Origin of the sequence: Flagellimonas flava (genome assembly GCF_900129665.1) — a bacterium.
In the GTDB taxonomy this organism is placed as follows: domain Bacteria; phylum Bacteroidota; class Bacteroidia; order Flavobacteriales; family Flavobacteriaceae; genus Flagellimonas; species Flagellimonas flava.
In genome coordinates, this window is record NZ_FQWL01000001.1 from 1125212 (window position 1) to 1144386 (window position 19175).

Genomic DNA, 19175 nt, shown 5'->3' on the forward strand with positions numbered 1-19175 from the left:
TGACCCTTAAAACATTTTAAATTCTGAATATGTTTGGAGATTTTATGGGCATGATGGGTAAACTTAAGGAAACCCAAGAAAAGGTAAAGGCAACCAAAGAGCGGTTGAACACCGTCCTCATTGATGAAAGTTCATCCGACGGACAAGTTAAGGTTACCATTACCGCCAATAGGGAGATAAAATCCATAACTGTGGACGATTCGCTGTTACAGGACAAAGAGCAGTTGGAAGATTACCTAGTTTTGACATTGAACAAGGCTATTGAAAAAGCAACCAATATCAATGAAACAGAACTTGCAGCCGTCGCCAAAGAGGGAATGCCCAACATACCGGGAATGGATTCCTTATTTAAATAAGAAGGCTAACCTATAGATTTTAGTGTTTGTAGCAGATGGTTGTGCATTATTTGGGTGTAGTCCAAATGCGTCACCATGCGCAGCTTGCCCTGGCCCATTCCAATAATTGAGATTTGTTTTTGCTGGAGTGTGTCCAAAAACACTTCCGAGGACATTTTCTGCTCATCCAACTCAAAAATGATGATGTTGGTTTCTATGGGCTCCACCTTTTTCACATAAGGCAAATGCGATAGGACCTTGCCTATTTCAGCCGCCTTTTCATGATCTTCAGAAAGTCTGGCGATATTATTATCCAGCGCATAAATTCCGGCAGCGGCCAAAAACCCGGACTGTCGCATACCACCACCTAAGACTTTTCGAACCCTTACGGCCTTATCAATTAATTCTTTGTTTCCAACCAAAACCGAACCCACGGGGCACCCCAATCCCTTGCTTAGACAGACACTAATGGTATCAAAAAGTTGCCCGTAATCCTTAGGGTCCTCATTTTTGGCCACCAAGGCGTTCCAAAGTCGAGCACCATCCAAATGATATTGTAATCCATTGGCGTCACAAACTTTTTTAATCTTTTTTAGTGCTTCAAAATCCCAACAGGCGCCTCCTCCTTTATTGGTTGTGTTTTCAATGCATACCAAAGTGGTCAGCGGGCTGTGGTAAAAGTCGGGCGGGTTAATACTTTCTTCGACCTGTGAAGCGGTCATCATCCCCCTATGACCATCCACCAATTTGCATGATACTCCGCTATTAAAACTAACCCCTCCTCCTTCATAGTTATAAACGTGGGCGTACTTATCGCAAATCAATTGTTCTCCTGGTTGCGTATGTAGCTTGATTGCGGTTTGATTCGCCATGGTACCGCTTGGAAAGAACAGGGCGGCTTCCATACCGAAATAATCCGCTACTTTTGCTTCCAAGGCATTTACACTAGGATCGTTTTTAAAGACATCGTCCCCTACCCTGGCCTCCATTATGGCCTGAAGCATACCTTCTGAGGGTTTGGTGACCGTATCACTGATCAAATTAACTTCCATAATACGTCAGGCTTAGTGAAAACAATCCATTCCAATGGGAGACCCATCCGGTATTTTTGGCGAAGCCATCACTTTAAAGCTGTTTGGAGCTTTGAACAGCGCATCGATACGCCTCACCATTTCGGCAGAAATTGCATTTCTATCGGTATTAAGAATGGATACCTTGAGGGTTTTCAAGATTTCTATGGCGATGGCATTAACCTGAGGGTGCACGCTCCTAGTTGCGGCCAAGTTCATTAAATGATCTAGCACCCTGAAATTGATGGTGTGTTGAACCTGTTCTAAGTAAGGGTCCCTATGGGATTTTTGAATGGTTTCCTTAATCACCTTGTCTAAGGTTTCTTGCAGTCCCAGCTGGTTTTTATCCAAGCTTTTTTGCTGTATCAATCGGGAAGCACGTTCTGGGTGTAACAAAAGACCCAATGTCATATCAGCTGCTGTTTCAGCAACGGAAAGGGCGTCAAAACTAACCCCCATTCTTCCCTTGAACGATTCTCTTGTACGCCCATACCCAATGGCCCTTGGCGGAAAAAGCTCCAGTTTATCTTCGGGTATGGCAATTTCCGAGGCATCCAGGGTACGTAAAATGGACTCAAGGGCGTTTTGTTGAGTGGATTCGCTTATAGTATACACCATTCGCTGGCCATCCCCCTTCACGCTATAATTATAGTCAAGTCCGCCAATCAACTTGGAAACGGCCTCTGTTTGATATCGATGAAAGAAGTACAAAGGAGCAAAAACATCTTCCAAAACCGAGTTGGCCTCCCCTGTTCGAATGTTATCCATCGAAAAATTGCCGATTGCGGTTTCTCTTATCTTTAAAACCTTATCCAGTTCTTGTGATGCATTTCTGCCATTATCCCATAGGTGCCCTAAAGCATGAGCCCCTCCCCTTGGTCTAGCATCCTGATCGGAAATATAGCGAAGTCCATCCGCTTGTGCTTTTTCCAAAATCGCATTAAGTCCTTCCTTTTCGTCAGTCCCGCTAGGAAAATCGGAATAGGAATATGCTACGGTAACCTTATCCCATTCACCAATTCCTGTATCATAGGCATTGGAAAACTGGATCTCACCACCGTCAAGCTCAAATTGCGGATGGGGGTAATCCATCACAGAAGCCCGATTATTGGTACTAGCGGCAAAGTTGTGGGCAAAACCCAGGGTATGACCAATTTCATGGGCCGAAAGTTGTCGAATTCGAGCTAGGGCCATTTCAAGCATTGGTTGGTAATTATCGTCCCGCTCCGCAAAGGGCCTGTCCATAAGCGCCTGCGCAATTAAAAAGTCCTGACGGATACGCAAACTTCCCAAACTTACATGCCCTTTAATAATCTCACCAGTTCTTGGGTCCTTTACACTCATCCCATAACTCCAACCTCTAGTAGATCTATGCACCCATTGAATTACATTGTAACGGACATCCATGGGATCGGCGTCATCCGGTAAAATCCTTAGTTGGAAGGCATCTTTATAGCCAATGGCCTCAAAGGCCTGGTTCCACCATTTCCCACCTTCCAACAAGGCCGAACGCACAGGTTCGGGTGTTCCATTGTCCAAATAGTAAACAATGGGTTCCACCGCTTCGCTTACCTCTGCGTTCGGGTTTTTCTTTTCAAGTCGATGACGTGAAATAAAACGTTTTAAGATAGGTTCCTGTACAGGTGTGGCATAATCGTAATAGGCGAACAGGTTAGAACCACTTCGGGGGTCAAATTCCCTTTGCTCATAACCTTGATCGGGCAATTCAATCAAAGAATGGTGTTGGGCCACGGTGACCAAAGAAGGATTTGGAACTACCGATTTGATATAATCGCCCTCCGCATTCCCCTTAAAGGTAAGGGTGACGTCAAATTCCACATTTTTGGGAAAGGCCTTGGTACGTTCAAATGCGAGCGCGCTTTTGGATTTATCTAAACTGTAGGTCCCCTGTTTTCTGGATTTCAATCGTGCAGTAACACCATGGGCATCCTGTATCAAAAAGTCAGTGATATCAATGAGGTATTTGCCCTTTGATTCTTCCTCAATCTTAAAACCGAACAAAACGGATTTGGCAAAGGCCTGTTCTACGGACTTTCTTTCCAATTCGTTATCCGTATTGGCCCTAAACATCATATTGGGTTGGACCAAAAGTAATTTGTTACCTGCCTTTCTAAAGAAGACCACCTGTTCATTTCCCAGCTGACCCCTATCCAGTCCAATATCGTTACTTCCGACACCGCTGCTCAGGGAATACACATATAGAAATTCTTTTTCCAGTTCATTGACTTCCAAAAACACTTTGTCCGTAGCATCATCGTAGTAAAAGTTAAAGAAGCCGTTGAATTTTTGGAAATTCTTGGTTTTGTCAAAATTTTGGGCCAGCAAACCGCTGGTAAAAAATAGAATCGAAATGGCGTAAGAAAGCTGTTTTTTCATATCTCAGATAGTTGTAGCTAAAATTATATAAATTTCGTTGCCTGACTATATTGAAACCTTATTTTTGCCAGAAATTTATTGTATGGCCACCACAGATCAGCATAAAGATCTTATTGAACGCCTTGGCGCGTTAAGGAGGTATCTTTGACATTGATGCCAAACTTATTGAAATAGAGAACGAGGAGGAAAAAACTGCCGCACCCGGATTTTGGGACAATCCTCAAGAAGCCCAAATCCAAATGCAAGCCTTAAAGGCTAAAAAAAAGTGGGTCTCCGACTTCAACGATGCGAGTTCCATGGTTGGGGACCTGGAGGTGTTGCTTGAGTTTCTTCAGGCCGGTGAGGTGGAAGAGAATGAAGTGGATGCACAATTGGAGCAGGCACAACTCGCCATAGAAAACCTGGAATTCAAAAATATGCTCTCTGAGGAGGGTGATGAGCTAACTGCAGTACTTCAAATAACCGCTGGTGCAGGGGGTACGGAAAGCTGTGATTGGGCTTCCATGCTAATGCGCATGTATCTCATGTGGAGCGAAAAGAACGGGTATAAGGTTAAAGAACTTAACTACCAAGAAGGGGATGTTGCGGGCATAAAAACGGTGACCCTGCAGATTGAGGGAGAATTTGCCTTTGGCTGGTTGAAGGGCGAAAATGGGGTGCATCGCCTGGTTCGTATTTCACCATTTGACAGTAATGCTAAAAGACACACTTCTTTTGCATCCGTATACGTATACCCCTTGGTGGATGATAGCATAGAAATTGAAGTCAACCCAGCCGATATTGAAATTACTACCGCAAGATCTAGTGGAGCTGGTGGGCAAAACGTCAACAAGGTAGAAACAAAGGTGCAATTGGTTCACAAGCCAACGGGAATCCAAATTTCCTGCTCGGATTCACGATCTCAGCACGACAATAGGGCGACCGCCATGAAGATGTTGAAATCGCAATTGTATGAGATTGAACTTCGCAAAAAACAAGAAGCTAGGGCTGAGATAGAATCCTCTAAAATGAAAATTGAATGGGGTTCTCAAATTCGGAATTATGTGATGCATCCCTATAAATTGGTCAAGGATGTGCGTACAAGTGAAGAAACCGGAAATGTGGATGCGGTAATGGACGGAGAATTAAATCCTTTTCTGAAGGCCTTTCTAATGATGATGGGGCAAAAAGAGGAATAGTTCTGGAATTCGTTTGTTGGATTTTGGAATCCTAAGGACAGAAACAGTAATTGAATAAACATGATTAAAATATATCACAACCCGAGATGCAGAAAATCACGTGAAGGCTTGGAATTTTTGGAAAATTCTGGGGAGGCCTTTGAAGTGGTACGATATTTGGAAGATGTTCCAAGCATAAAAGATTTAACAACTGTCATTGAGTTTCTTGGTATCAGCCCTATGGAGTTGGTTCGAAAAAATGAAGCAATCTGGAAGGAACAATACCGGGGCAAAGACCTTACAGATGAAGAAATTATCAAGGCTATGATTGAACATCCAAAATTGATTGAGCGGCCCATTGTTGTCAAGGGTAAAAAAGCGGTGGTTGCAAGACCTGCTGATAAAATTAGTAACTTGCTCGAGTCCTAAATAAAGGATTTACAATGAATTAGGTTGATACATAGGACTTAAACACCATTAATTTAAGGTACTGATGAAAAAAAATAAAATACTTCTACCACTCGCCCTATTCATGGGGTTGCTATTTGCCAATGATTTGGTAGCCCAATACGGTTATGGTAATCGCTATGGAAGCGGGTATGGTTATGGGAACCGTTTTGGACGACAGCGCAGTTCCATCCCACAGGCCCAGGAAGCACCAAAAAAAGCGGACCCTTTGACCGCAGAGGAGATTGTGGATTTGGAAATGCCAACGATTAAGGAGGAGCTGGGTTTAGACCCTTTTGAGGAAGCAGTAGTGCGAACCACTTTGGTAAAATCCGTGCAACAGCGAATAGAACTTCAAATCCTGGAGCTGGAGCCCCAAAAGATGCAGGAGGAAGTGGAAAAAATCCGAGATCGTCAAGATCAGGAGCTAAAAACTGGGCTTCCTGAGGAAAAATACTTGGCCTATGTAGAACTTCAGGAAAACAAGTTCAAGGTGAAAAAGAAAAAGAAGGATAAAAAGAAGAAAAAGAAATCTAAAACTAAAAAAGAGGCTTAAAGCCTCTTTTTTTATTCGTTTCGTTGAGCGCGCTTGGCCTCACGTCTTTCTTTATACATTTCCATAAGGTTCCCAAATAACCAATAGGGTACCACAAAAGTCAAGAGGAAAATCATCAACCAAAAACCAATGGTCAAAATGGTCAAAAATGCTAAAAATCCTAGGTACTGGTCAAAATCAAACATGTTATTTCCTTTTGTTGCACAAAGATACCTTCATTTCATATAAAAAAGCAAATCTCAAATTAAAAAATGTGCAATTGTACAGATGTCAGGTAAAATAACTTGACGAAGTCCTAACTTTGCATATCCTAAAAAATGTACACATGAGTTTTAGAATTGAAAAAGATACCATGGGCGAAGTTAAAGTGCCCTCGGACAAATATTGGGGAGCCCAGACCGAACGTTCCCGGAACAATTTTAAAATAGGAGCGCCAGCCTCCATGCCATTGGAAGTGGTCTATGGTTTTGCTTATTTGAAAAAGGCGGCGGCCTACACCAACCATGAACTTGGTGTCCTTGCCGAAGAAAAAAGAGATTTGATTGGTCAGGTCTGTGATGAAATTCTAGCGGGCAAGCACGATAATCAGTTTCCCTTGGTTATTTGGCAGACTGGTTCCGGAACACAGAGCAATATGAACGTCAATGAGGTTATTGCCAACCGAGCACATGAAATCGCAGGCAAGAAAATTGGGGAGGGAGAAAAAACCATCCAACCCAATGACGATGTCAATAAAAGTCAATCTTCCAACGACACCTTCCCAACCGGGATGCACATTGCAGCCTATAAAAAAATAGTAGAAGTTACCATTCCCGGGGTGGAGCAGCTTAGAGACACCTTGGCAAAAAAATCGAACGAGTTCAAGGACGTGGTCAAAATTGGGCGGACGCACCTCATGGATGCCACTCCCCTAACCTTAGGTCAGGAGTTTTCTGGTTATGTATCCCAATTGGATCATGGCCTAAAAGCCTTAAAAAACACACTTCCCCATTTGAGCGAATTGGCTTTGGGAGGGACCGCCGTTGGTACGGGACTCAACACCCCCAATGGTTATGATGTTCTGGTGGCCAAATACATCTCAGAGTTTACCGGTCAACCTTTCCAAACCGCAGAAAATAAATTTGAGGCCTTGGCTGCCCACGATGCTATTGTGGAAAGTCATGGGGCTCTCAAGCAATTGGCCGTATCCCTAAATAAAATAGCAAATGATATTCGGATGATGGCCTCTGGTCCCCGTTCGGGCATTGGTGAAATTATTATTCCAGCGAACGAACCTGGGAGTTCCATTATGCCCGGAAAAGTAAATCCCACCCAATGTGAGGCCATGACCATGGTTTGTGCACAAGTGATAGGAAACGATGTAGCGGTTAGCGTTGGTGGTACCCAGGGACATTATGAGTTAAACGTGTTTAAACCCATGATGGCAGCAAACATTTTGCAATCAGCCCAATTACTTGGGGATGCTTGTGTAAGTTTTGACGTGAACTGCGCTGTTGGTATTGAGCCCAATCACGAGGTCATTAAGACCTTGTTGAACAATTCCCTCATGCTCGTAACGGCTTTAAACACCAAAATAGGGTATTATAAGGCAGCAGAAATTGCCAATACGGCCCACAAGAATGGAACAACACTTCGCGAGGAAGCCATCAATTTGGGCTATGTGAGTGCAGAAGAATATGATGAATGGGTTAAACCTGAAGATATGGTGGGAAGTTTGAAGTAAACAAAATCCCAGCAACTAAAAAAGCCCGATTCAAACAAGAACCGGGCTTTTTTGTGAAATGTGGATAGTGTATACTATTTTAAGGCAAATTTGGAAGTTCCTAACAACTTCAATCCACCATCATAAACATTAACCATGTAGTTCCCTTTCTGGAAATCGGATGCTGGCTTGTTGATATAATCACAAACATCCAAGGAGCTGTTCTCATAGTAGAAGTTAGTTCCCTTGCTATAGCTAATAGAGGCACCATCTTCGCTAGATTTAGAGAAGCTGTCACCCAAAACATTACCTTGAGGGTCTAGTACTTCAATAAAGAATTCTCTGTCACCTGCTTCAGCAATTACGTTGTCTGCAACTGTAAAACAAACTTTGAATTTGTCAGTAGCTTTAGCTCTGGAAGTAGAAACCAATTTTCCGCTGTTTCTTTCTCTTACCGCGTCTACAGTGAAAGTAGAAAGGCTAAGTGCAGAACCTCTTTCTACGGCATCAGCCAACTGGGTGTTTTGTACAACCAAAGAATCGTTGAATACAGTTTGTTTTTCCAACTCAACAAATGTGCTGTCTCTCTGCATGGCCAACAAGGTGTTTGAGCTTGTCAAAGAATCAACTTGCTTCAACAATTTTTCCCTTTCAGCTTTAAGAACGCTTACTTGTCTTCTGTATCTAGATAGGGAAGCAATGTCAGCTTTCATTCCTTGCACAGAATCGATATACTTTGCAATATTGTCTCTAGCAGCAACCAATTCTTCATTAGTAGCGTTGCTTTCCAAAATAGCCTTGTCGTACTCAGATTTAAGATTGTTCAAATCATCTACTACCAATTCTTTTTCTTGGGTAAGTGCATTGGTGGTCTTTTTCTTATCCTGGTAAAGGCTTACTGTATAGATGATAGTTCCCAAAAGGATTACCCCAAGTAGACCAGCTATTACCTTTAATCCGTTGTTACTTTTTGTTTCCGTCATAACTTTTAAATTAATTGATCTTTGCGTTTAAAGTGTTTTAATCAATTGTGTTCTGAGTTATATACGCAATAGTTTTTGATTTGGATTTTTGTGGATGAAATTATCTGAAAAAAACATTTGGTAATCAAGCGGATACACTAATTTTAATGTCCTCTTGAAATTTCTCCATTATGAAAAAAAAGTATCTTCAACTTGCTACAAGTCTAATTCTGGCACTTGTCTCCATGCCCATTTTGGGACAAAAAGTAATTATTTCGGAAAAACCCCAAATGAACAGTGAACTTAAAATCCATCCAATTGAACATGCAACCGCGGTATTGGAATGGAAAGGGTATACCATATATATAGACCCTGTTGGCGGCAAAAAGGCCTTTGAGGACCATAAACTTCCTGATTTAATATTGATCACGGACATTCACGGAGATCATTTTAGTTTGGAAACCCTCCAAGAACTGGATACCCGCAATGCCAAAATTATGATGCCACAGGCCGTGGCCGATAAGATGCCAGAAGAATTTATCCCTCAAATTGATGTGCTCAACAATGGGGATTCAAAAGATAGATATGGTATTACCGTTGAAGCCATTCCTATGTATAATCTTAGGGAAGAAGCCTTAAAATTCCATACCAAGGGTCGTGGTAATGGCTATGTTCTAAACATGGGTGGAGAACGTATTTATTTTTCAGGGGATACCGAGGATATCCCCGAGATGAGAAACTTAAAAAATATAGACAAGGCATTTGTTTGTATGAACCTTCCTTATACCATGACCGTTGATAGTGCAGCCGATGCAGTGTTGGAATTTCAGCCCATGGCGGTCTATCCGTATCATTATCGAGGTAGACCCAATGTAGGAGATGTCAAAAGATTTAGGACTCTAATCGAACAAAAAAAACCGAAAATTAAGGTCGTGCAACTCGATTGGTACCCCAAGGACGAATTCTAGACCTATATAATAATGAAGCGGCCTCAACGTTACTATTGAAGTACCAAACCCAAATCAGTACTTAACCATGACCAACAAATATTATGCTTTGTTTGCTTTAGCATGCGTTTTTGCAGCAAACATTTCCCTTGCCAATCAGTGCGATAATTTCTACGCCAAAATCACTTATGGGCTGAGTCATACAAAAAAGGCACTGAGCGCCACCAATTTTGAACACCAGATGTATTATGCAGAAAGGGCATTGGTTGCCTTGGAAAAATCCGAAAGCTTTAAAGCAGAATGCGGATGCGATGCTTCTGAGGATAAAAGATTGGACGCCATTGAAGTCTTACAAAAAGCCGTAGAACCTGTTGATTGGGATGCCGGCCGTTATTTCTCAAAAAAATCCATGGGCATCATCAACGAGGTTATAACCCTCTTGGACGAATGCACCCTTGGAGCCACTCCGGTTGTGGTAGAAGATAGTGCCGAAAGCACCTTGGAGCATGAAGCTTACGTAGAGACAAGTCAAAACGAAGCTTCCATGGAAATGGAAATGATCAAGGTTTTTGATAAGCATTCCTCGGAACGACTGCAGGCAGCCGAAGAGGCCATTAAAAACTTGGTGACACTTTCAAAATCTATTTCACAAGATACTTCCGAAGATAAGGAAGGCCCAAACAGTCTGGAACATCATCAACAAATGTACCTGGAAAATGCCCGTAAATTACTTCAGGAAGGTTTACTGGCTTTGGAAGCCAAAAAATAAATCCGTTGGTTGGTTTTAGCGAATCAACTTTTTGTATTTGATACGCTTGGGCATGATATCCGTTCCCAAGCGTTTCTTTTTGTTCTCCTCATAGTCAGAGAAAGACCCTTCAAAGAAATACACCTGCGAATCGCCCTCAAAAGCTAAAATATGTGTACAAATCCTATCCAAGAACCATCTATCGTGCGAGATGATTACCGCGCATCCTGCAAAATTCTCTAGACCCTCTTCCAAAGCCCTTAGTGTATTCACATCCAAATCATTCGTAGGCTCATCCAACAACAGCACATTCCCCTCTTCTTTTAAGGTCATGGCCAAATGGAGTCGGTTGCGCTCTCCCCCAGATAGCATACTTACCTTCTTGTTCTGCTCGCTTCCAGAAAAGTTAAAGCGGCTCAGATATGCCCTAGAGTTTACCTGCTTCCCTCCCATCATTACCAATTCCTGTCCATCACTAAAGTTTTCCCAAATGGTTTTATTAGGGTCAATATTGGAGTGACTTTGGTCTACATAGGCCAGCTTGGCGGTATCACCAACGGCAAAATCCCCTTTATCCGGATTTTCCTCTCCCATGATCATCCGGAAAATAGTAGTTTTTCCAGCGCCATTTGGTCCAATGATTCCAACAATACCAGCTTGTGGAAGGTTAAAGTTCAGGTCCTCGTACAATAATTTATCGCCATAGGCCTTGCTCACGCCTTTGGCCTCTATGACATTTGTACCCAATCGAGGGCCGTTCGGAATATAGATTTCCAATTTTTCCTCCAATTGTTTTTGGTCTTGGCTCAAAAGCTTATCGTAATTTTTTAAACGCGCTTTCTGCTTGGTCTGTCTTCCCTTGGCACCTTGACGAACCCAGTCCAGCTCCCGTTCCAAGGTTTTTTGTCTTTTAGAAGCCTGTTTGCTCTCCTGCGCCAATCGCTTGGCCTTCTGGTCTAGCCAACCCGAGTAATTTCCTTTCCATGGAATACCTTCGCCCCTATCCAATTCCAATATCCAACCAGCCACATTATCCAAGAAATAACGATCGTGCGTTACCGCTATCACCGTACCTTTATATTGTGCTAAATGGTGCTCTAACCAATGTACAGACTCCGCATCCAAGTGGTTTGTGGGCTCATCCAAGAGTAAAACATCAGGTTCTTTAAGCAGCAGTCGGCATAGGGCCACCCTTCTACGTTCCCCACCGGAAAGCACCCCGATTTTCTTGTCCGATTCTGGAGTACGAAGGGCGTCCATAGCAATTTCCAACTTTGTGTCCAACTCCCAAGCATTGGACGCATCAATTTTATCCTGAAGCGCAGCTTGCTTGTCCATAAGCTTCTGCATCTTATCTGCATCTTCGTAAACTTCCGGAAGGCCGAACATATCATTGATCTTGTTATACTCGTCCAAAATCGCCACGGTTTCCGCAACACCTTCCTTTACCACTTCCAAGACTGTCTTATCCTCATCCAGTTGTGGTTCCTGTTCCAAATACCCAACTGTATAACCGGGAGAGAAAACCACATCGCCCTGATAGTTCTTATCCACTCCCGCTATAATCTTCAACAAGGTGGATTTTCCAGAACCGTTGAGTCCCAGAATCCCAATTTTAGCTCCATAAAAGAAGCTGAGATAAATATTCTTTAAAACAGGGGTATTGGCGGTTTTAAACGTCTTGGTCACCCCGGACATTGAAAAAATGACCTTCTTATCGTCTGACATTCGGTAGTTGTTTATTTAAATATATAGCTGGAAAGTTAAACCCTGCCCTTGAGTGCGTTAAATACCCAAGCAATCGCGAAAAAGCCGATTCCCACGGCCGCAAAACCGTAGCCAGCAACTTCATCATACTTAAAGGCACCTAGTGCTATCATACCCAGTCCCACTAGAATCATAATCCAAGTGGCATACGCCAGCACCGTATTCTTGTTCATTCCCATATTGTTAGTTCAGTAGAAAATCAAATATCGTAAAAAATGGAATAATCCAATGAAACAGCATCAAGTTTATGCTTCAAACGGAAATTTGATGCCTGTTTTTTGTCTGATAGTGTCCATAAGACCAACCAAATCCAAACTGTTTTGGTGTGACCATTTATCACTCTGGAGTTTCCTCTCCCAAAGACATTGTTGTACTTCTTCGATTTCATAGGTGAAGCCATTGCCTAAAACAGGCATATCCCACACTTTTTCCTCGCCATTTACCATACTTGTAAGTCCCTTTGCTTCATGCCATCTAGGGTGTATGAAAATCTCCCCGGTACTTCCAGATACCTCTGCTTCCATTTTGGAAGCTGTTGTTAAGCCGCTGTACAAGATAGCCTGTGCCTTGTTATAATGAAAAATCATGGATGTCTGTAGCTCTGTACCGTTTTGGTGAAAATTGGAAAAAGCACTTATTTCGGTAGGCTTCCCAAGAATGAGATAAGCCAAGAAAATAGGATAGATGCCAATGTCTAAAAGGGAACCCGAGGCCAAATTTGGATCTAGTATCCTAGAGCTTTCGTCCCTATCCATGCCATAGAATGCGAAGTCTGCATGGAGGTAAGAAACTTCACCTATAGCACCTTCTTCCACCATTTGCATCGTCTTTACGACAGATGGGTTGAAGCGGGACCATAATCCTTCCATCAAAAAAACCTTGTTGGCTTTGGCAACCTTGATCATTTCTTCCACCTCACCCCTATTGACACCCATTGGCTTTTCGCACAGCACATGTTTTCCATGGTTCATCGCCTTTATGGCCAATTCCTTATGAAAAACATGGGGTGTGGCGATATAGACAATGTCCGCCGAATCTGATGCAAAAAGTTCATCATACGACCCAAAGACGTGACCAATTTCAAATTCATCAGCAAATTTTTCCGCCTTGTCCCTGTTTCTTGAAGCCACAGCAGTTACCTCAGCTCCCTCAACAAGTTTCAAATCAGAAGTAAACTTATGGGCAATGTTTCCAGGGCCAACAATTCCCCATCTAATTTTTCGTTCCATATTCCATCAAAAGTAATGATTATAACTCCTTATCTTTAGCCTACAAGATGCAACAGTTTTACGAACTATGGATATTAACTTCAATAAAAACGAAGACCACAATAAACTCAAACTTTCCGAACTCCGAAAAAAACTGGCCGAAGTAAAGCTTGGAGGTGGTAAAAAACGTATTGAAAAACATCACTCCAAGGGAAAAATGACCGCCCGTGAGCGTATTGACTATCTGTTGGATAAGAGTTCGGATTCCATTGAAGTCGGGGCCTTTGCCGGCGAAGGAATGTATGAGGAACACGGGGGTTGTCCGTCGGCCGGAGTTGTAGTAAAAGTTGGGTATGTAAAAGGAAAACAATGTGTGGTTGTAGCCAATGATGCGACCGTCAAAGCCGGGGCTTGGTTTCCCATAACCGGCAAAAAGAACCTACGGGCCCAAGAGATTTCCATTGAAAATCGCTTACCTATAATTTATCTTGTGGACAGCGCGGGGGTCTATCTTCCCATGCAGGACGAGATTTTTCCCGACAAGGAACACTTTGGTCGCATATTCCGAAACAACGCCATCATGAGCAGCATGGGCATTACCCAAATTTCCGCTGTGATGGGGAGCTGCGTTGCCGGTGGCGCTTATTTACCCATTATGAGTGACGAAGCCCTGATAGTGGACAAAACCGGAAGTATCTTTTTGGCAGGAAGTTATTTGGTAAAGGCTGCAATTGGTGAAAGTATAGACAACGAAACCCTTGGTGGAGCCACCACACATTCGGAAATCAGTGGCGTAACGGATTACAAAGCCAAAGACGATAGAGACGCCCTGGATAAAATAAAGAACATCGTTGGAAAAATTGGGGATTTTGAAAAAGCTGGATTCAATAGGGTTACCTCAAAAAAACCATCTGAGAAACAAGAGGATATCTATGGGATTCTTCCAAAATCAAGAGGTGACCAATACGATATGTTGGAGATTATCAAACGATTGGTCGATGATTCCGAATTTGAACAGTACAAGGAAGGCTATGGTAAGTCACTCCTGACCGGGTATGCCAGAATCGATGGCTGGGCCGTTGGCATCGTTGCCAACCAGCGCAAAGTGGTCAAGACCAAAAAAGGTGAAATGCAGTTTGGCGGAGTCATCTATTCCGATTCAGCGGACAAGGCCACACGTTTTATCGCCAATTGTAACCAAAAGAAAATCCCGCTGGTGTTTTTGCAAGATGTTACGGGATTTATGGTCGGGAGTAAAAGCGAACACGGAGGTATCATTAAAGATGGTGCCAAAATGGTAAATGCCGTGAGCAACTCGGTGGTGCCAAAATTTACCATTGTTATTGGTAATAGTTATGGTGCCGGAAATTACGCCATGTGTGGTAAGGCCTATGACCCTCGATTGATTGTGGCTTGGCCAAGCGCCGAACTGGCCGTAATGAGTGGTAACTCGGCTGCCAAAGTGCTCTTGCAAATTGAAAAGGCCTCTTTGGAGAAAAATGGAGAAGCCTTAGATGCCAACAAAGAGAAGGAATTGTTTGGAAAAATTAAAGCACGTTACGACAATCAGATATCTCCCTATTATGCAGCTTCGCGATTATGGACAGACGCCATTATTGACCCGCTTGACACGCGTAAATGGATTTCTATGGGCATTGAGGCTGCCAATCACTCCCCAATAGAAAAACGCTTTAATATGGGCGTCTTGCAGGTGTAATCACTGAACCGCAAATTTGGCTAACTGTTGTTCTTCTCCAGATTCCATGAGACGAATCATGAATTCTTCATTTCTTTGATTGGGCTTTCCAAAATTGTACTGCACGGTGCACTTTAGAAAGGTAGGGACTTTATTTCCATGGGTTCGATTCCCCAGATAGGTAACATTCAAAATCCAGTCACCCACGGTGTCGGAGCCTACGATTTCGAATTGTTCACTGGCGTACCCATGCTGTAGCTCGTTTAAAATTCGCTTTTTGTCGCTCGTATCTGTATGCTCCCAATTAAAAAAACGTTTTTGAGGATTTACAAACTGTACCACAAACTCTGCATCGGGATTGCTCCAATCTAAAAGTAACCTGGCATTATAGGTCAGGTTGTTCCGATACTTGGGTTCTACCTTGTTCATGTCTAAATCCTTACCATTTCGATTCACAAGATTTCTTATTTCCGCTCCAGCGATTTTATCAAGGCCTAAAAAATTAAGCTCGGTATTGGCCTTTCGGTCAACGATGCTTGCTAGCATATCATAGGCCTCCTGATAGTTACCCGCACCTTTATGGGCCATGGCCACATCTAAATACGGTTGTATTTTATTTGGGTATTCATCCAACATCTTAGTACTTGCCACCAGTGCCATTTTATGGTTCCCAGTTTCCATGGATTTAAGATACATACCCCTTAATTCTTCAAAACCAACATTATCTTTTTCCAGGATATTGGAAAGAATTCGATTTCCTAATTCGGGTTTTGACCCGTAGAAAAAAGAGGCAACATCCACCAAATACTCGGGGTTATCCCAATAGGATTTACGCTGGTTCAGATAAATCTTGTAAGCTTCTTCCAGGTTCTTGCCTTTTTTAAGTTCTTTTAAATATGGGGTAACCAAGGTTTTATTGTTAACCTTTAGTTTTCCGTCATAAAAGTTATCGGTCAATTGGGCCAAATCTCTTTTCTTTCCTGTGGGTCCATTGGACTTTGCTGTTTTTGTTGTAATCAACAATACTCCATTTGCCCCAAGGCTACCAAAACGGTTGGTCGCCGCCAAACCCTTCAAAACAGTAACTTCTGCTATATTCTGAGGATTCACAAAATCTGTATTGGCCACCTCACCCGTGAAAGAATTAGATCGTTCCATAGGCACTCCATCAATTACTATTAATCCGTAATTGTTACCCAGAACCGAATTACTCGGCCTCATTTTAATTTGACTTAAATCTTCATTTTGACCAAGGCTTACGCCAGAAAATTTTCCTTGAATTGCAGTATTGCCTGTTGTTGCAATTGGTGAAATATCCTCCTCGTCAATTGATTGCACAGCATATCCAATCTTATCCTTGTTTTCTTTTCCAAATCCAGTTGTTATTTCTTCAGTAGGTTTATCCCTATCCTCTACTACCACCACTTCCTGTAGTTGAATCCCTGAATCGTCAAAAACAAAATCAAGCTCATCTTCTTCCTCCAACAAAATCTGCTTTTTCTTATTTCCAAAAGAAACTACCAAAGTATCTCCAACAGAAGCCCTGATACTATACCCACCTGAAGTGTTGGTTTTGATTCCCTGACTCTGAAACTCTTTTATATAGACATCAACAGCAGCCAAACCGGAAGTTCCACTGTATACAGTTCCTGAGTAAGCCTTAGTCTTACCACTTGATCCAAATTCTCCGGTTTTTTCCGTAAGGTTAATAAGATTCCCATTATTCACAATGGTCAAGAGGTTTAGGCTGGCCCTATTAAAGTCTTTTTTTCCATTGATAATATAGACCTCACCACCAAAATTGGGAGTGGTTGTACCCAAATTCTGATTTCCATCCGTAAAAACCAATACATCCCCTTTTTCGGTATAGGCATCAAGCAATTCAAAAGATGTTGCACCATCATAAGTCAACCCCCTAAGTCTTTCCTTTATGTTAGACCAATCACCTCCTTTAACCCCGAAACTCTCTTTGGATACTACCTCATTATTAAATGAAAGAAGGGCGACGGAGGCATCCATATTAGTCTTAAAGTAGGCATCCAAAAAGTAAAATTCCTTATCCAAATCCCTATTGTACATGGAATAGGAAACATCCCAACAAATGGTCACCTGTTTTTCCTGGCCAAACACAAATGCTCCAATCAATCCAAAGAAAAAGATCAGAATAAATTTCGAGATTTTCATATTTAGATTATTAAGATTGCGACAAAGTAGGCAAAATTCAAAATAAATCCATCCCAGAGTTGACGGATGATAGTTCCCAACCCATAGATACAGGTTATGAATTGACGGTCACCTCTTTCCTTAGCACTGTTTTATTGTTCCTTCATCGAATTTGAACCATCGATGGAAAACAAGCTCTGGTAATTGTTTTTAGCGCTCAGTTTAAACACATGTATTTCTTTTTGCTGGGCCGCTGTATTGAAATTATGGTAAACAGTGGCTTTTAAATACGTTGGTGTCAAGCTTTTGTTACCCAAGTATTGCGCATTGATTCTCCAAGTTCCTCCTATGGGTTTATAAATAAGATACTCTTGGCAAGAAAACCCCTGTTTCTTCTCCTCCATAATTCGTTCTGAATTCTCACGTAACGTATGGTTCCATGTGTAATACTGATTTTCCGGGTTAACAAATTGAAGGTCAAATTCCGCCTCGCTATTATTCCATTCAAATACGACTCGTGTCCCCTTAAATTCTTCCCCATCTTTCACCTTAACCGCCGTACGTCCCTCCCCTATCAAATTTCCATGTTGGGTAATAAGGTTGTTAAAACTGTTATCAAGGACAGTGGAAAAGGATTCTGAATCCTCAAAAAAGGACTCTTTCACCAAATAATTATAACGGGCATAAAGCGTGGCGGCGTACTCAAGATTGCCAGCATTTCGATAGCTGTTGGACAAGTCCAGATAGGATTGGGCATAATGGGGACGAAGAATGAACACCTGTTTGTAAATCTCATTGGCCCTTTCATAGGCGCCCGCAGCATCTAGTTGGTAAGCCAAGGCCTTTAAAACCCTAGGGTCGTTTGCAAACCTACTTTCCAAAACCGTTATGGCTTCATCCGCCAAATTTTTGTATTCCTTACTAGAATTGAAATGGGAAAGGACATCCAAATAAAAGTAAGGGGAATTGGCATATACCTTTTGCTGGGTTTCGAACCACTCTTCTGTCTCTTCTTTATTTTTGGTGTTCTTGAGTTCCACCATATAAGAAGGTTCCGCGATATTCATATTCCCAAGCTGTGATTCGTCCCAAAAATTGTTCCTTAATTTGGCTTGATCGAACGGCTTGTTCGTGCCTTTTTCCTTTTTACTATAGTTCCCTGTCTTTGTGTTAATAATCACAACACCACCAGCCGCCAAGCTGCCGTACCTGGCAATTCCTGCTATCGATTCTATTACAGCAATGCGTTCAATATTGTTTGAGGAAAGAAAGACAGGAGCATCGGTGAAGAGCACACCGTCCACCTCATAAACAGCTGGTACTGGTTTTGCTGAACGCGTGGCACGGGGTAAATATACAATAGGTATGGTCAGGTCGGTGGGGCGACCCACATTGCCCAAAAGTGAACCCCCACCAGGTCTAAAGGCATTGGGTCTAAACACCTGTGCGCCAGGAATCCATGCCTGAAGGCCGTCTATAAAATCCTGCCCGGCCGAACTTAAGTCATCCCCATCCAAGATGCGCATGGAGTAGCCCGTCTTCTCACGGTCCAAAATTCCGAAGCCTGTTTTGATCAGGCTTTTGTTTTCTTGGTATTCCTTAAATAGTTCTACTTGGGACTTTTTGCTGCGTTTGGTGACCGTAACCTCGTCCAACTCCTCAATCTTGTCGAACATCTCCACATTGAGAAAACGGGTCACATCTTGAATCATAATCTCCATATCCTGTTTTCCTACATAGCTGTAGACCAGCACCTGTCCCTCATCCGCATAAATTTCATAGCGCCCGGTTTTATCGGTTTTTACACCTTGATCACTGTCCTTGATGCTAATATTTACATTAGACAATGGGGAAAGTCCATCCGTGACAATACCCTTTATTTTTTTAACCTGCACTTGGGCGGTCAATCCATACCCAACGAGGGTGAGGAGTACCAAAACAATGTTTCGTTTCATAGCTTTAAATTTTGATGGCCTATTGCTAGGCCCAGTTATCTCTGATCTTCCATCATATACATTCC

At 42.4% G+C, this 19175-nt stretch carries 16 protein-coding genes; 8 read left to right on the forward strand and 8 right to left on the reverse strand.

The window, feature by feature from the left end; translation table 11 throughout:
• Nucleotides 1-29 precede the first annotated feature (29 nt).
• A complete protein-coding gene (locus tag BUC10_RS05190) occupies nucleotides 30-356 on the forward strand; it encodes a YbaB/EbfC family nucleoid-associated protein (RefSeq protein ID WP_073176880.1) in 327 nt (108 codons plus the stop codon).
• Between the two features lie 5 nt (nucleotides 357-361).
• Here BUC10_RS05190 and BUC10_RS05195 read toward each other — a convergent pair whose 3' ends face one another.
• Nucleotides 362-1387, reverse strand: coding sequence for a threonine aldolase family protein (locus BUC10_RS05195; protein WP_073176881.1), 1026 nt, complete (start codon nucleotides 1385-1387; stop codon nucleotides 362-364).
• Nucleotides 1388-1399: 12 nt separating this feature from the next.
• Nucleotides 1400-3802, reverse strand: coding sequence for a zinc-dependent metalloprotease (locus tag BUC10_RS05200; RefSeq protein WP_073176882.1), 2403 nt, complete (start codon nucleotides 3800-3802; stop codon nucleotides 1400-1402).
• An 82-nt stretch (nucleotides 3803-3884) separates the two neighbouring features.
• On the opposite strand from BUC10_RS05200, the gene prfB reads away from it, so the two are divergent.
• The 4 genes from prfB (at nucleotide 3885) to fumC (ending at nucleotide 7685) form a co-directional block, all read left to right on the forward strand.
• Nucleotides 3885-4980 (forward strand): peptide chain release factor 2 gene (gene prfB / locus BUC10_RS05205; RefSeq protein WP_116465738.1). Its coding sequence is split into 2 segments (ribosomal slippage): nucleotides 3885-3947 and nucleotides 3949-4980, totalling 1095 coding nucleotides; the frame shifts between segments, so codons are not numbered across the junction.
• 60 nt (nucleotides 4981-5040) lie between these two features.
• Nucleotides 5041-5388, forward strand: coding sequence for an arsenate reductase (glutaredoxin) (gene arsC, locus BUC10_RS05210; RefSeq protein WP_073176883.1), 348 nt, complete (start codon nucleotides 5041-5043; stop codon nucleotides 5386-5388).
• 64 nt (nucleotides 5389-5452) lie between these two features.
• Nucleotides 5453-5962 (forward strand): hypothetical protein, encoded by a 510-nt coding sequence (locus tag BUC10_RS05215; RefSeq protein WP_073176884.1) that lies wholly within the window; start codon nucleotides 5453-5455, stop codon nucleotides 5960-5962.
• Nucleotides 5963-6287: 325 nt separating this feature from the next.
• Nucleotides 6288-7685, forward strand: a complete 1398-nt coding sequence (gene fumC, locus BUC10_RS05220) for a class II fumarate hydratase (RefSeq protein ID WP_073176885.1) — start codon at nucleotides 6288-6290, stop codon at nucleotides 7683-7685.
• Between the two features lie 74 nt (nucleotides 7686-7759).
• On the opposite strand, the gene BUC10_RS05225 is transcribed toward fumC, so the two are convergent.
• Nucleotides 7760-8647 carry a hypothetical protein gene (locus tag BUC10_RS05225; RefSeq protein WP_073176886.1) on the reverse strand — a complete coding sequence of 296 codons (888 nt, stop codon included), beginning with the start codon at nucleotides 8645-8647 and terminating at the stop codon, nucleotides 7760-7762.
• A 170-nt stretch (nucleotides 8648-8817) separates the two neighbouring features.
• Here BUC10_RS05225 and BUC10_RS05230 point away from each other — a divergent pair, with 170 nt between their 5' ends.
• Entirely contained in the window at nucleotides 8818-9594 is a 777-nt protein-coding gene (locus BUC10_RS05230; RefSeq protein ID WP_073176887.1) for an MBL fold metallo-hydrolase, read from the forward strand.
• A gap of 67 nt (nucleotides 9595-9661) precedes the next feature.
• A complete protein-coding gene (locus BUC10_RS05235) occupies nucleotides 9662-10342 on the forward strand; it encodes a hypothetical protein (RefSeq protein ID WP_073176888.1) in 681 nt (226 codons plus the stop codon).
• A gap of 15 nt (nucleotides 10343-10357) precedes the next feature.
• On the opposite strand, the gene ettA is transcribed toward BUC10_RS05235, so the two are convergent.
• From ettA to BUC10_RS05250, 3 genes are all read right to left on the reverse strand, one after another.
• Nucleotides 10358-12049, reverse strand: a complete 1692-nt coding sequence (gene ettA / locus BUC10_RS05240) for an energy-dependent translational throttle protein EttA (protein WP_073176889.1) — start codon at nucleotides 12047-12049, stop codon at nucleotides 10358-10360.
• Nucleotides 12050-12084: 35 nt separating this feature from the next.
• Nucleotides 12085-12267, reverse strand: coding sequence for a CAL67264 family membrane protein (locus tag BUC10_RS05245; protein WP_073176890.1), 183 nt, complete (start codon nucleotides 12265-12267; stop codon nucleotides 12085-12087).
• A gap of 66 nt (nucleotides 12268-12333) precedes the next feature.
• Nucleotides 12334-13317 carry a Gfo/Idh/MocA family protein gene (locus BUC10_RS05250; protein WP_073176891.1) on the reverse strand — a complete coding sequence of 328 codons (984 nt, stop codon included), beginning with the start codon at nucleotides 13315-13317 and terminating at the stop codon, nucleotides 12334-12336.
• A 67-nt stretch (nucleotides 13318-13384) separates the two neighbouring features.
• On the opposite strand from BUC10_RS05250, the gene BUC10_RS05255 reads away from it, so the two are divergent.
• Entirely contained in the window at nucleotides 13385-15013 is a 1629-nt protein-coding gene (locus BUC10_RS05255) for an acyl-CoA carboxylase subunit beta (protein ID WP_073176892.1), read from the forward strand.
• On the opposite strand, the gene BUC10_RS05260 is transcribed toward BUC10_RS05255, so the two are convergent.
• Complete coding sequence (locus BUC10_RS05260) at nucleotides 15014-17176, reverse strand: TonB-dependent receptor plug domain-containing protein (RefSeq protein WP_073176893.1); 2163 nt, start codon at nucleotides 17174-17176, stop codon at nucleotides 15014-15016. It abuts the gene before it with no gap.
• 131 nt (nucleotides 17177-17307) lie between these two features.
• Nucleotides 17308-19110, reverse strand: a complete 1803-nt coding sequence (locus BUC10_RS05265; RefSeq protein WP_073176894.1) for a carboxypeptidase-like regulatory domain-containing protein — start codon at nucleotides 19108-19110, stop codon at nucleotides 17308-17310.
• Nucleotides 19111-19175: the final 65 nt, after the last annotated feature.

Bases quoted from the DNA above. Each gene is read 5' to 3' on its own strand.
- BUC10_RS05225 (WP_073176886.1), bottom strand. From the start codon at position 8,647: ATGACGGAAACAAAAAGTAACAACGGATTAAAGGTAATAGCTGGTCTA.
- BUC10_RS05195 (WP_073176881.1), bottom strand. From the start codon at position 1,387: ATGGAAGTTAATTTGATCAGTGATACGGTCACCAAACCCTCAGAAGGT.
- BUC10_RS05215 (WP_073176884.1), top strand. From the start codon at position 5,453: ATGAAAAAAAATAAAATACTTCTACCACTCGCCCTATTCATGGGGTTG.
- BUC10_RS05250 (WP_073176891.1), bottom strand. From the start codon at position 13,317: ATGGAACGAAAAATTAGATGGGGAATTGTTGGCCCTGGAAACATTGCC.
- BUC10_RS05260 (WP_073176893.1), bottom strand. From the start codon at position 17,176: ATGAAAATCTCGAAATTTATTCTGATCTTTTTCTTTGGATTGATTGGA.
- ettA (WP_073176889.1), bottom strand. From the start codon at position 12,049: ATGTCAGACGATAAGAAGGTCATTTTTTCAATGTCCGGGGTGACCAAG.
- BUC10_RS05200 (WP_073176882.1), bottom strand. From the start codon at position 3,802: ATGAAAAAACAGCTTTCTTACGCCATTTCGATTCTATTTTTTACCAGC.
- BUC10_RS05190 (WP_073176880.1), top strand. From the start codon at position 30: ATGTTTGGAGATTTTATGGGCATGATGGGTAAACTTAAGGAAACCCAA.
- BUC10_RS05230 (WP_073176887.1), top strand. From the start codon at position 8,818: ATGAAAAAAAAGTATCTTCAACTTGCTACAAGTCTAATTCTGGCACTT.
- BUC10_RS05265 (WP_073176894.1), bottom strand. From the start codon at position 19,110: ATGAAACGAAACATTGTTTTGGTACTCCTCACCCTCGTTGGGTATGGA.
- BUC10_RS05235 (WP_073176888.1), top strand. From the start codon at position 9,662: ATGACCAACAAATATTATGCTTTGTTTGCTTTAGCATGCGTTTTTGCA.
- BUC10_RS05255 (WP_073176892.1), top strand. From the start codon at position 13,385: ATGGATATTAACTTCAATAAAAACGAAGACCACAATAAACTCAAACTT.
- BUC10_RS05245 (WP_073176890.1), bottom strand. From the start codon at position 12,267: ATGGGAATGAACAAGAATACGGTGCTGGCGTATGCCACTTGGATTATG.
- fumC (WP_073176885.1), top strand. From the start codon at position 6,288: ATGAGTTTTAGAATTGAAAAAGATACCATGGGCGAAGTTAAAGTGCCC.
- arsC (WP_073176883.1), top strand. From the start codon at position 5,041: ATGATTAAAATATATCACAACCCGAGATGCAGAAAATCACGTGAAGGC.